Origin of the sequence: Chroococcidiopsis cubana SAG 39.79 (assembly GCF_003991895.1) — a bacterium.
Lineage (GTDB): Bacteria > Cyanobacteriota > Cyanobacteriia > Cyanobacteriales > Chroococcidiopsidaceae > Chroococcidiopsis > Chroococcidiopsis thermalis.
The window spans coordinates 16,625-29,355 of record NZ_RSCK01000015.1 but is presented as its reverse complement, the minus strand read 5'-3'; the positions used below and the strand labels follow the sequence as shown (position 1 = coordinate 29,355).

Annotated in this window: 10 protein-coding genes; 3 read left to right on the top strand and 7 right to left on the bottom strand. The window is 42.2% G+C overall.

The genetic code is table 11. The annotated features are described in order from the left end of the window. Positions 1-62: 62 nt before the first annotated feature. The 3 genes from DSM107010_RS12000 to gorA all read right to left on the bottom strand — a co-directional run bounded on the left by DSM107010_RS12000 (position 63) and on the right by gorA (position 4,102). Entirely contained in the window at positions 63-911 is an 849-nt protein-coding gene (locus DSM107010_RS12000; RefSeq protein ID WP_106166427.1) for a DUF4388 domain-containing protein, read from the bottom strand. 303 nt (positions 912-1,214) lie between these two features. Continuing rightward, positions 1,215-2,594, bottom strand: a complete 1,380-nt coding sequence (gene gor, locus DSM107010_RS11995; RefSeq protein ID WP_015154074.1) for a glutathione-disulfide reductase — start codon at positions 2,592-2,594, stop codon at positions 1,215-1,217. 158 nt (positions 2,595-2,752) lie between these two features. Continuing rightward, positions 2,753-4,102 carry a glutathione-disulfide reductase gene (gene gorA / locus DSM107010_RS11990; RefSeq protein WP_106166428.1) on the bottom strand — a complete coding sequence of 450 codons (1,350 nt, stop codon included), beginning with the start codon at positions 4,100-4,102 and terminating at the stop codon, positions 2,753-2,755. A gap of 414 nt (positions 4,103-4,516) precedes the next feature. Between gorA and DSM107010_RS11985 the strand changes: the two genes are divergently transcribed. After that, entirely contained in the window at positions 4,517-6,319 is a 1,803-nt protein-coding gene (locus tag DSM107010_RS11985) for an ABC transporter ATP-binding protein (RefSeq protein ID WP_106544766.1), read from the top strand. A gap of 91 nt (positions 6,320-6,410) precedes the next feature. Further along, positions 6,411-6,791 carry a DUF2237 family protein gene (locus DSM107010_RS11980; protein ID WP_041462987.1) on the top strand — a complete coding sequence of 127 codons (381 nt, stop codon included), beginning with the start codon at positions 6,411-6,413 and terminating at the stop codon, positions 6,789-6,791. A 16-nt stretch (positions 6,792-6,807) separates the two neighbouring features. Here the strand turns inward: DSM107010_RS11980 and DSM107010_RS11975 are convergent, their stop codons facing one another. The 4 genes from DSM107010_RS11975 to DSM107010_RS11960 all read right to left on the bottom strand — a co-directional run bounded on the left by DSM107010_RS11975 (position 6,808) and on the right by DSM107010_RS11960 (position 10,136). Further along, positions 6,808-7,548 (bottom strand): DUF4079 domain-containing protein, encoded by a 741-nt coding sequence (locus tag DSM107010_RS11975; protein ID WP_015154070.1) that lies wholly within the window; start codon positions 7,546-7,548, stop codon positions 6,808-6,810. 207 nt (positions 7,549-7,755) lie between these two features. After that, complete coding sequence (locus tag DSM107010_RS11970) at positions 7,756-8,808, bottom strand: DMT family transporter (RefSeq protein ID WP_106168985.1); 1,053 nt, start codon at positions 8,806-8,808, stop codon at positions 7,756-7,758. Positions 8,809-8,848: 40 nt separating this feature from the next. Further along, a complete protein-coding gene (locus DSM107010_RS11965) occupies positions 8,849-9,232 on the bottom strand; it encodes a hypothetical protein (protein ID WP_015154068.1) in 384 nt (127 codons plus the stop codon). Positions 9,233-9,386: 154 nt separating this feature from the next. Further along, complete coding sequence (locus tag DSM107010_RS11960; RefSeq protein ID WP_106168984.1) at positions 9,387-10,136, bottom strand: DUF7482 domain-containing protein; 750 nt, start codon at positions 10,134-10,136, stop codon at positions 9,387-9,389. Positions 10,137-10,425: 289 nt separating this feature from the next. Between DSM107010_RS11960 and DSM107010_RS11955 the strand changes: the two genes are divergently transcribed. Continuing rightward, entirely contained in the window at positions 10,426-12,699 is a 2,274-nt protein-coding gene (locus DSM107010_RS11955) for a glycosyltransferase family 2 protein (protein ID WP_015154066.1), read from the top strand. Positions 12,700-12,731 lie beyond the last annotated feature (32 nt).

The window sequence follows — 12,731 nt, the reverse complement described above, 5'->3', positions numbered from 1 at the left end:
CCCATAAATTTAACGCTTTAACGTTAATAAATTCATCTTGACAAATGCATGTTGAACCAGCATCAGACAATTTTAGTATTGAGTAAGTTGACTAAATTCTTGACTAGCGAAGGATTAGCTACCGCAGCACCATTCGCTCCTACACCGCTATCAGTCACTATTTCTTCAGTTGTCTCCCCAGACATGAGAGAGGTAGAGACAGAGCCTAATAACCCAACGACCTTCATCCGAAAAGCGATTTGTTGGATGGATTCTAATGGTTGTTGCAACTGCTTGGCGATCGCTTCAATTGAAGTTTTACCATTAACGAGTTCCCATACTTGCCTTTCTTGGGCATCGAGTTGGAATCGTGGCTTAGCAACAACATTCTTATTTAAAATGTCAGATGGGGTTGGCAGTTTTGCCGTAAATGGCTTCCAGTCTCGCAATACCCGCAAACCTAATAAAGTTGCCTCTGCTACTGGTAAGCTCAAACCCGTCATTTCGATTTTCGGTAAAGTCGCTTGCGAATTAAAGCTAAAATGACCCCGCGATAATTTAAATAAAGCGCAGACAGGCTGAATGACTTGAGCGTGAAACAAAACCTGTAATTGTTCGGCATTCAACTGTCCATTGGTTTTCAACTCAACTCCCAGAGGATGTTCTATGCCATTTGGCTCAGACAAGATATTGAGTAATTCTGGTGCAATCCAGCCCCGCTTATCGATCATTGAGAGCAAGTGCTGGTTATCGAGTTGCTCGACTATTGCAACAATACCACCTGCTTGAAACCAGAGATAGCAGCTTTTTCCTAGTTGAGAGTCGTCACTTGGTTCAGGCTGAAGCGAGAGCAAGCCCGTTTGGTGAAATTGCTCGATGAAATGAAAAATATTCAGTAAGGAAAATTCTAATAATTGTCCGGTAATTTCCATAATTGGCTGTTCTCGATTTGATTCCCACCCTTGCCAAGTCTTGTGATGTTATTTACATCTTCACTGCTATGAATGCTGCTAGATAAAAAGAGCTAAAACTTTTATCTAAAAATAGTACAAGCCATTTATAACAACTGTAGTTGTCGAAAATATCCGTGAAATTATTGATATTTGCGATCGCGCTTGGCAGGCTTACGCAGATTGTCCACAATAATATGGCAAAAAAAACAAGCTAGCCGTAATGTGACTAGCTACGAATAAAAGTAGAAATGAATTCGACGGAAACAGGGAGTAGTCTTACCATCAACGCATAGTGACGAATTCTTCAGCGGTAGAAGGATGAATGCCAACAGTAGCATCGAAATCTTTTTTGGTTGCGCCCATAGTTACGGCGATCGCCACTCCTTGAATAATTTCCGCCGAGTATTCTCCTACCATATGCGCTCCCAAGACTCGTTCGGTCTGAGCATCGACAACTAATTTCATCAGCGTCTTATCAGCAGCACCAGTCAAGCTGTGAAATAGGGGACGAAAACGGGCGCGATAGATTTTGACTCCATCTTCACTCAGTTGGGCGATCGCGTCATCTTCTGTCATGCCGACAGTGGCGGCTTCGGGAGTAGAAAATACGGCTGAAGCGACGATTTCATGGTTAAAAGCGCGGCGTAGATTACCAAATTCTGTATCCGCGAAAGCACGACCTTCACCAATGGCGACAGGAGTGAGGTTAATCCGGTCGGTACAATCACCGACAGCAAAGATGTGTGGCTGTGAAGTTTGACTAAATTCGTTCACCGCGATCGCCTTAGTGGTACTGTAGCCTGGACCTTCTAGGGAACTGGGAACTAAATCTATACCTGCATTTTCTAAGCCAAGTCCTTCAACATAAGGAGTACGACCAGTTGCAGCTAAAACCACATCGGCAACAACTGGTTCTCGATCTTGGTCAGAGAGTGTTAGCTTTAATCCTTTGGGGACGCGATCGATCGCCTTGACAACATTATCAGTGATGACTTGAATTCCGTGATGAATCATGCCTTGCTGAATTTCATTACGGATGTCGCGATCGAATCCTCGTAAAATCAAATCTTTGCGAATAATTTGGGTAACTTCGCAACCCAGACCGCGCATAATACAGGCAAATTCCACCCCAATGTAACCAGCTCCAATAATCGCTATGTGTTTGGGTTTTTCGGGCAGGTGAAACATTTCATTCGAGGTAATGACATGTTCCATACCCGGAATGTCTGGTTTAATCGGACGACCGCCAACGGCAATTAAGATTTTTTCAGCCGTGACTTTGCGCCCATCTACTTCGATCGTGTGGGGATCTATCAAAGCGGCGCGACTGGGAATTAACTCGACTCCAGCTTTTGCTAAAAAGTTGATATGCAACTGAGAAAGACGGTTCACTTCGTTATCAATAACAGTGATGAAGTGTTGCCAATCTAAACTCGTCTCGCCAACGTGCCAGCCATAACCCGCAGCATCGTGAAACAAAGCCGGAAAGCGAGAACCGTAAACCATGAGTTTTTTCGGAATACAGCCTCGGACGACACAAGTACCACCAACGAGACTTTCTTCTGCGATCGCTACTTTTGCACCGTAGCTAGCTGCCCGTTTAGAAGCTGCTAGCCCTCCAGATCCAGCGCCAATAACAAATAAATCGTAGTCGAATGTCATGAGTCAATATGTTCCTATGGTAGTTGGTAGTTGGTAGTTGGCAGTTGGTAGAAAAATTATCTATCACCTATCAACTGATTTGGTCGCGATCTTCAAGTTTGTGGTGAGATATGTTGGAATAGGAGGGGATTTAACAGGCGTACTGTACGGGTTTAAATTTAATCTAACAAGAAGAATTCCTCTCCGGTGGTTGGATGGATGCCAAGGTTTGCGTCAATATCTTGTTTAGCAATGCCTTTTTGGATCGCAACTGCCAGACTTTGAATAATCTCAGCAGCATTTTCGCCTACCATATGAGCGCCTAACACGCGATCGCTGCGCCGATCTACTACTAATTTCATCATCGCTTGCTCGGAGCGATCTGTCATGCTGTAAAACAGGGGTTCAAATTGGGTGCGGTAGCATTGCACGGCATCGCCGAATTTTTCCCGTGCTTGCGCTTCTGTCAATCCTACAGCAGCAACTTCAGGACGGGCAACGACAGCGGTAGGAACGAGAGTGTAATCAATTTGTGGCGATTGCTGGTCAAAAATTGTTCGCGCTACTGCCCGACCTTCTGTTCGGGCAACTGGAGTCAATTGCTTGCGATTGGTACAATCACCTACAGCAAAGATATGCGCTTGGTTCGTGCGACTATAAGCATCAATCGCGATCGCGCCTTTTTCATCCAATTCTACCCCAGCATTTTCTAAACCTAGATTTTCAGTGTTGGGGCTTCTGCCTGTGGCAAAGAGTACGGTGTCGGCTGTGACGATCTGAGGATCGTTGCCTTCTAAAACAACCTGCAATCCTGTAGCATCTTGTTTGATTTCTTTTGCCGTTGTGTTGCCGAGAAATTGAATTCCTCTTTGACTCAATCCCTGCTGTACGACAGTACGAACATCGTCATCAAATCCCGATAAAATTGTTTGATCGCGATCCATTAATGTCACTTCAACGCCGAAGGCATTCATCATGCTAGAGAACTCCACGCCAATGTAGCCGCCACCAACAATTGCTAAACGTTGTGGTAGTTGAGGAAGTTCAAACATTTGACGGGATGTAATTGCATATTCGATCCCTGGAATTTTTGATGGTTTAATGGATTTGCCACCCACAGCAACGATAATTTTGTCAGCCGTGACTTTGCGTCCGTCGATTTTTACGGTGTGTGGATCGATAAAAGTTGCTTGACCTCGAATGACATCAATTCCTGCCTGTTGAAACTTGTTTAAAAAAGACTGGCGGCGCTGTTCGAGCTGTTGATGGACGGAGGCGATAAAATACGACCAGTCAAACTGACGATCGCATTTACTCCAGCCGTAACTTGCAGCTGCGCGATCGTGTAAGGCAAAATCAGCAGCGTAGACGATAAACTTTTTAGGGATACAACCACGATTGACACAAGTACCACCAACTGCCTCTCGTTCGGCAATTCCAACGCGGACATCGTAAGTTTTAGCTTGTCTTGCAGCGGCTACTCCCCCAGGACCAGCGCCAATGATAAACAAGTCATAATCGAAAGCCATAGTGAATTTGAGGAAAAATTTAAGCACAAAGCTCTAAACTTATCGGATTCTCTGTTTTATTTCCTCTCTCTGCGGTCTGCTTTTTCTTCCGCTACCCGCATGACAGATTTGCCACAACCGTAGTTACAAGCGGTAGAAACAGCAATTGCTCAACTATCAAGCGATCGCATCTCTCATATCTTATCCCACGAACCCCTGTGGAGTCTAAGTATCGATCGCCTAAAATCTCGGTATAACAGTAAAGTGACTTTTCGGCATATTTAAGCATTTTTACGTAAACTCACTATTTTGATATATTTGTTTTTACATAAACCAAACAAAATTTAAAGATTGAGTAAAATTACAAATTGTTGAGTAGCCTTTTTAACTTACTTAAACTACGATTGTGGCTGACTATAGCTAACTTATCTCTACATGATCGGCTACTTATCTAAGTTTTTTTATATCCTTGCAGGCAAGAGAAGACAACTATTTTTCCTAATATTCTTCTTTCTCTTGACTTCTCTGATGGAAGCAATAGGAATTGGACTAGTTGGACCATTTATTGCCTTGGCAAGTAATCCGCAGGCAATCTATCAAAATTCCTGGCTGCATTGGTTTTATACTCAGTCTGGATTTCAAAACGACAAACAATTTTTATATTTACTGAGTGCAGCAACTATCGGAATTTTATACTTCAAGTCTGTCCTAAGCTTTTACGGTCAGAAGTATGTGTTCAAATTTTCCTTTAAGCAGCAAGGTGAACTCTCAGCCAAGTTACTCCACTCCTATTTAGCAGCACCCTACACTTTTCATTTGAATCGCAATTCAGCATTATTAATTCAGAATGTTGTCAACGAAACCGATAAATTCTGCACTCATTTTATGCTGCCTTTCCTTACATCTTTAGCCAATATCACTGTAATATTAGCTTTGATTTTTTTGCTATCAAAAACGAACTTAATAGCAACACTAAGCGTAGCAGCAATTCTTTTACCAGCCTTTGGGTTAATTTACTTTTTTAGATATAAAATTTCGCAATGGGGACAAGAAGCTTCGGAATCTAATACAGAAATGATTCGGATTATCAATCATGGACTAGGAGGACTAAAAGAGACACGCATTATTGGCTGTGAATCTTATTTTGAGAATCAAATGAAAGCCCAGATTGATAAATTTGCTTTTGCACTTAGCTCCTTTCAAGCATTCTCAATTTTACCGCGCATCTTACTAGAAGCTATTCTAGTAACTTTTTTAGTTGGATTTACAATTATATTTTTACTATCCAATCAGAATGCAGAAAACTTAACTTCTGTTTTGGGTGTGTTTGCAATGGCTTCAATTCGCCTGCTGCCATCAGTAAGTAATACAATCTATGCTTTTGGCATCATGAGAAATAGTACTTATTCAGTTGATAAAGTTTATTACGATTTAAAAGAAATAGAAAATCTAGAAGTCGAGCGGGGTCAAAAAATACTAGACGAGCGAAGCTTACGTAAGTTATTTGATTCAAAAAGCTATAGCAAATGCTGTCTGCCATTCGAGCAAGAAATTATTTTAGACAAAATTACTTATCGCTATCCTAGCGCCACAGAAACCAATCTCAAAGAAATTTCTTTACACATCAAGAAAGGTCAGTCTATTGGGATAATTGGTAAATCTGGAGCAGGTAAGACAACATTAATTGATGTCATCTTGGGACTTTTAGCACCGGAAACAGGAAATATTAGAGTTGATGGTAAAACAATTTACAACGATCTGCGCTCCTGGCAAAATTTAATTGGCTACATTCCGCAATCTATTTTTCTGATAGACGACACAATTGAGAAAAATATTACTTTTGGTGTTCCAGACGATCTGATTGACAAGCCAAGATTAGAGAAAGCCATTCAGTCGGCTCAGTTAGAGGAATTGATCGAGCAACTTCCCGATGGAATCAATACAGTTGTTGGCGAACGGGGAGTACGCCTCTCGGGAGGACAACGCCAGCGAATCGGAATTGCTCGCGTCCTCTATCACGAACGGGAGATTTTGGTGCTAGATGAAGCGACTGCTGCACTGGATAACGAAACTGAAAGTCTTGTCAGCGAGGCTATTCGCTCTCTCAGCGGGACTAAAACCATGATTATCATAGCTCACCGTCTTTCTACTCTCGAACATTGCGATCGCGTCTACTCGATTGAAAAAGGTCGAGTCGTTAAATCGGGTAGTTATCAAGAAGTTGTTGCGTGCGTGTAGATTCTGAAAAGAGCTAGCGATCGAGCATTTGTCTTAAAATAGGAGATCTTTATAAAGCAAATAAAGAGAGACTCTTGGAGAGATGACGATCGTGGCACAGGCTAGAAATGTTCTCGGTAGCGAACTGAAAACTTGTTGCAGCGCTCCTATGACTGGGTATTACCGCGACGGTAAATGTAATACTGGTGCAGGCGATTATGGAGCGCATGTCGTTTGCGCAGAACTAACGGCAGATTTCTTGAATTTTACCAAGTCGCGGGGAAACGATCTCAGCACACCCGTACCTGAGTTTAACTTTCCTGGCTTAAAACCAGGCGATCGCTGGTGCTTGTGCGCTTCTCGTTGGAAAGAAGCTCTAGATGCTGGTGTCGCACCGCCCATAATTTTACAGTCAACTCACGCATCGGCACTAGAATACGTTTCTCTGAGCGAACTCAGGCAACACGCTCTCGATCGCGATACAACTGAATAAAACGTCAATCTATTCTCTACTCTTTTGCAGTGCGCCACTCACCAGTCATAGAAGTTGGGGTAGGACAAGTCTTTTGATTAAAATCACACTTGTAGATGAATGGTTCCTGCCAGTGTAAAGGAATTTCTAGTAAGTCCCGCACCCCAGTCATTCCCTGTCCGACAAAGAGTAATAGGGCGATCGAATTTAAAATAGCATGGACGATCCGCCAGCGATGGGAGCGATCCTGATAGATATCTTGCATAATCGCTAAGGAAAAAATCATCAGCATTGCTGCCGTCAATCCGATATAGAAATGAGATACAAACCATTCGTTATCACGACGGAAGACACCTTCTTGGAAACCCAGAATCACTAAACCCATTCCTGTCAAAGTGGCAAACACTCCCCGCCAAAGTTTTTGTTTGGCTTGATAAAGCAACACCAAAGAGGCGATGGTTGCACCAAACATCAAGGTGATAAAGATAACTTGAAAAGGGTTTTTACTCCAGACTTGGTTAGTTGCAATGTGGTAAAAAATGGGACGGGCAAGCCCTACAAGTGCTAATCCTACTACGCCTCCAGCCAACCACTTGCCAAATTTATTATGTTCCACGCCAACTGTCGGGGGAATTTTACTTTTCTCACCCCCTTTAGCTTGCAATCGGCGCTGGCGTGTCTGCCATGCGAAGTTAGCCACGATCCCAATCAAAGGGAAGATGAAAGTAACGGCGATCGCGGGATGCAAAAGTCTCCAAGCATCGAGTAAGTCTACCATACAAAACCTCTGCAACAATAATGGGTTTAATCTGCTAGTCCACTAAATTACGTAAATTTCAATTTATCTGGATGCTGGTGGCAAACAGGCAATGAGTTAAATTTACAACAACCTTCTCTAAATCAGAAGTACGCAGATGGTTGCTAGTTACCACCCCCTCAGTTGTGCGATCGCTTCAAGAATTCGACGTTCTCAGCCAGCATTGACTTATATCCCTTTAAATCCCATATTACTTTCGATTTCTTGCTGTTTTTGAATCGAAGCGTTCCGTGTAGCAGCACGAATTGATGCTTTTTGCCGGATGCCGATTTGACTTAGAAAAACTCCCATAACTATGACACTGCTACCCATATACTGCGCCAGTGTTGGAACTTCTCCTAAAATGAAATAAGCTGCGAGAATCCCTGCAATGGGAGTAAAAGAGCTGACTAAAGAAGCTTCAGATGTAGAGGTAGCTCTTAAACCAGTAATCCAGAAAGTCTGACCGAGTACGACAATAATAGAACCATAAACTAACATCCATTCCCACAAGAAAGGAGAAAATACATCCATAAAATGTCCTCTGCCGTAGAGTAGTAAAGCAGCGAAAAAGAAAATAACTGTTCCCCAAGCGGTGCGAAAAATGCTGTAAATTCCTAAAGAAACCCGAGAGAGGGTTAGCTTACCAAGAATTGTGGCTGTTGCTAAAGCTACGGCAGCAGCAATAGTGAAAATTTCACCCATGCCTAGCATTAAGCTTATATTATTTACTCCTTGTAGAATTGGAAACAAAAAAATAATCGAAATTACTCCCGTAAAGGCAATAGATGCACCCAAAATTTCCCAAAAATTAACTCTTTCAGACAATAGCCAGACAGACAATAGCAAAGTTAAGGGTGGCTCTAATCTTCCCAAAAACACTACAGTATTGACATTAGTAACAGCTAGTGCCTGAAAAATTAAACTCGGCGCGATCGCTCCTGCTAAAGTTGATACGACTATCAATCCCAACCACTCTCGTCGAGAAAGTCGCTTTAACATAGCTGGTTGGATTTGCCGTCGATAAATAATTAGCAGTACCAACAAAGCGCAGAGATTGCCAACAAATAAAACATTGCACAGAGAAATGGGATTGCGATCGTTCTGAAAATGTCTCGCACCAATTTCGGTCAGCTTGCGCGTGACTGAGTTAGCTGCACCAAAAATAGAAATAGCTAGCCATAGATAAATCTGTGGCTTAACTTTAAAAAGTAATAATCGGCATATCCCAATCTGTAACAAAGCTTTTCCTCATGCGATCGCGACTAGAATGACTTGACTATTACTTCACTTCACTCGGCTCAAACTTCGTCACTCTGCCTTTTCTCAATGCCACGACCACATCGTAGGTAGCACAGTAAGCAAATGTATAATCGTTAGCTTTGTTATACAGCAGTACGACCATACCCGCACCACCAGGCTGCACCGCTACTGGCAGCAGATCGCCAAAGAAATAGCGCCGCAGTTCGTCACCACCACCTAGCTGACCTTTGTGCGCGGTTATCAATTCAATTTTCTTTTGGATCGGTATATCAGTTGGACCTTTCATTTGCATCTCTTGGGCAGACGCTTGACCTGACTGAGGATCGATCGCTCTCAGTGGTACATCTGTAACCGTCACTAACCCGACTAAAGCAAAGCCCGCTAAAACAGACGTAAGTTTCACTTGATTCACTCCTAAGAATTTGAGAATAAACAAAAATTCGATAATTTCAGCATCTATCGCTTACCTAAGTTACGACTGATGAATTTATGAGTTTTTCCTGAGAAAAACGTAAGAATTAGCTCTTAATTCGGCTTTGAGTTCGTGCGTCGAGAAATTACAATAGGCGAAATACGATCGGGCAGTTGTTGATGATGCCTGTCGAGCCAAACTCGAAACCATTAGGACCAGTGAGGAAACCAGATTCAACTAGACCTAAGATGTGAAATTCTTCGCGTAGCTGGGTGCGATCGCCATTATTTACTGCATCCTGCGTCCACTCGTAAAGGTTGATATCCCAAAGTGGGCTATAGTCATTCGCGATCGTCGGGATACCACCCAAAACATTGTTGGGGCGATAGCCATCAGTTAAAGCTGCATACAGCCTTTGGTGTTGTGGATTTTTACAACCATTTTGCGACAGTCCATTTATGGCAATAAAAATCCGCTCGACAGCACTACTAAAACTATCGTCGCCACCTACTTTTATCTTCTGTAATACTGGAGCAGAAGTTACACCTTCGATCGCAGCCACCGTTGGATCGCTGGAATCCATTGAAACGTACCAAACTGGACGACCGAAACTGAAACCGTTGACCAAGTTGAAGGTGACAGTCATTTTCTCAGTATCGATCGCCACGACCTCGTCGTGTACTAGCTTGTAGTCGGGGTTGCCAGTAGGAAAATTAATTTTGTAGCAATTCTCGATTGCGTGCGTGACATTTGTAGGGGCGCTTTCTCTGTGCGCCCCAGAGAGAGCGTGTATTTTACCCAATTGAAAACTGCTATCAGCCGATCCTCGATCGCGATCGAGATTGAGATGATTTTTGATACAGCGTAATTTGCTACTGTTGTTGCGATAGGGCATCTAGGGGCGATTGGACAATATAACTACCCATGAGGGAACTTCAGCTATTGCTCTACGGTCATAGAACTATCTGAATATCTGTTTTAGTCTTCTTCTATGGCAATACATCGCGTTATTGCTAGCAGATTTCTATTGGGACAGTTAGGAGCAAACAAAATTTCAACTACTAGCTAAAAGTTGACATAATAAACGATAATAAAAATTATAATTATTTTACAATTGTGTTACCTAACATGGATTGCTAACAACAATCCAGTGTATTTGTTAGGAAAATTATTGGGTAGTAGGAATGACAGTTTCTCAGATTAAAAGTCAGGGGATAGAGCAGAGAGAACTCAGGCGCGTGAGGCGATCGCGTCTCGCTACGCTAGTTATGCTGAGTATCGTGGCATTTTCTAGCCTGATAGTTGGGGGATGGTTTGCCGGAGAAGGCAGAATTACTTCGATTTTTTTACAAATACAAAATTTTCAGAATAATCCTCCTTTTTGGTTAGAAGTACCAACGTTGTCAGGAGGATATTTACTAGCTCCCACAATTGTTTTACTACTAATTGTGATGCTAGTCATGCGAATTTCTCCCCAACCGAAACGATGGTCGCGGCAAATTGTAGTAGCAATATTACTGCTTTTGACTATTCGTTATATTATTTGGCGATCGCTAACTACGCTCAATCTTGCTACTCCCCTTAATGGTGTGTTTAGTCTGGGATTATTGTTCTTAGAGTTTCTGGTGTTAACTAGCAGTACAATTCAATTATTTTTAATGTTGAATGTCAAAGACCGCAGCCGCGAAGCCGACCGCTTTGCTGTAGCCGTGCTTGACGGTAGTTTTACCCCAAATGTTGATATTTTAATTCCTACTTATAACGAGCCTACTTTTATCCTCAAACGGACTATTATCGGTTGCCAAGCACTGGAATATTCACATAAAAAAATTTACTTACTTGATGATACGCACCGAGCAGAAGTTAAAGATTTAGCTATAGAATTGGGTTGTAAATACTTAACTCGTCCCGATAACAAGCACGCTAAAGCAGGTAATTTAAACCACGCGATTGCCAAAACGCAAGGTGAGTTAGTCGTTATTTTTGATGCAGATTTTGTCCCAACCAGAAATTTTCTAAATCGAACTGTTGGCTTTTTTCAAAACGAAAAAATTGCTTTAGTTCAAACACCTCAAAGTTTTTATAACGCCGATCCAATCGCCCGTAATTTAGGGCTGGAAGATGCAGTTACTCCTGAAGAAGAAGTTTTTTATCGTCAAATTCAGCCCATTAGAGATGGAGCTGATAGCGTTATTTGTGCTGGTACTTCTTTTGTCGTCAGACGCAAAGCACTACAAGCTGCTGGCGGTTTTGTCACAGATTCTTTGAGTGAAGATTACTTTACTGGAATTCGTTTATCGGCGCAGGGTTATCGATTAATTTATTTAGATGAAAAACTAAGTGCAGGTTTAGCAGCCGAAAACATCGCCGCTCATGCTACACAGCGGATCAGATGGGCGCAAGGGACGTTACAAGCATTTTTTATCGACGCAAACCCTTTAACTATCGAAGGATTGCGACCTTTACAAAGAATTGCACATTTAGAAGGATTATTGCATTGGTTCACTAGTATTTCCCGGGTTGGATTTTTAGTTATGCCACTTGCCTATTCATTTTTAGGAGTGATTCCACTCAGGGCAACGGCAACTGAATTATTATTTTTCTTTTTGCCTTACTATTTAGTTCAAATCTCAGTCTTTGCTTGGTTAAATCACCGCTCTCGCTCGGCTTTACTATCAGATATATACTCTTTGGTTTTATGTTTTCCCTTGGCTTTGACAGTAATTCAAGTCATGTTAAGACCGTTCGCCAAAGGATTTAAAGTTACTCCAAAAGGACAACAACGCGATCGCTTTTCATTTAATTGGAAACTAGCTTCACCTTTAATTATTTTGTTTGCGATCACAGCTATTAGTCTGTGGCGCAACTTAGGAATGTCTATGGCGAAAGCAGAATGGGCAACAACAGTACCATTAGAAATTGCTCAACAGATTCGAGGTATTGGTTTGGGTTGGCTGTGGAGTGGCTACAACTTAATTATGTTGGGTATTGCAATTTTAATTCTGCTCGACGCTCCCAAACCAGATGTTTACGATTGGTTTGCTCTCCGGCGAACAGTAAGGTGCAATATTCAAGGGGAAAATTATTGGGGAGTCACGACGATGATTTCTGAAGTTGGAGCGGAAATTGCTCTGACACAAAAAGCAGTTATTTCAGCCGAGGAAATGCAGCCACTCACGTTAGAAATTATGGAAGAAGGAGTAGAGTTAACTGGTCAAGTGATTCGGACTGGATTTCAAAATGAATTTCCTACAGTCAGGGTTATGTTTCAGCAACTCAGTCTCAGTCAACATCGCTGCTTAGTGGAAATGTTATTTTGTCGCCCCGGACAATGGAAGCGCCACAACACGCCAGGGGAATTCAAATCGATTTTACTGATTTTGAAAATTCTATTCCGACCGCGAATCATATTCGATCGCAATATAGATGTCAATGCGACCGCAGTGTCTCAAGGGTAAAAGAGTTATTGGTCATTCGTCATTCGTCATTT

What these genes read in the sequence shown, in the direction of transcription:
- DSM107010_RS12000 (WP_106166427.1), bottom strand. Translation starts at nt 911, where the DNA reads ATGGAAATTACCGGACAATTATTAGAATTTTCCTTACTGAATATTTTT.
- gor (WP_015154074.1), bottom strand. Translation starts at nt 2,594, where the DNA reads ATGACATTCGACTACGATTTATTTGTTATTGGCGCTGGATCTGGAGGG.
- gorA (WP_106166428.1), bottom strand. Translation starts at nt 4,102, where the DNA reads ATGGCTTTCGATTATGACTTGTTTATCATTGGCGCTGGTCCTGGGGGA.
- DSM107010_RS11985 (WP_106544766.1), top strand. Translation starts at nt 4,517, where the DNA reads ATGATCGGCTACTTATCTAAGTTTTTTTATATCCTTGCAGGCAAGAGA.
- DSM107010_RS11975 (WP_015154070.1), bottom strand. Translation starts at nt 7,548, where the DNA reads ATGGTAGACTTACTCGATGCTTGGAGACTTTTGCATCCCGCGATCGCC.
- DSM107010_RS11960 (WP_106168984.1), bottom strand. Translation starts at nt 10,136, where the DNA reads ATGCCCTATCGCAACAACAGTAGCAAATTACGCTGTATCAAAAATCAT.
- DSM107010_RS11955 (WP_015154066.1), top strand. Translation starts at nt 10,426, where the DNA reads ATGACAGTTTCTCAGATTAAAAGTCAGGGGATAGAGCAGAGAGAACTC.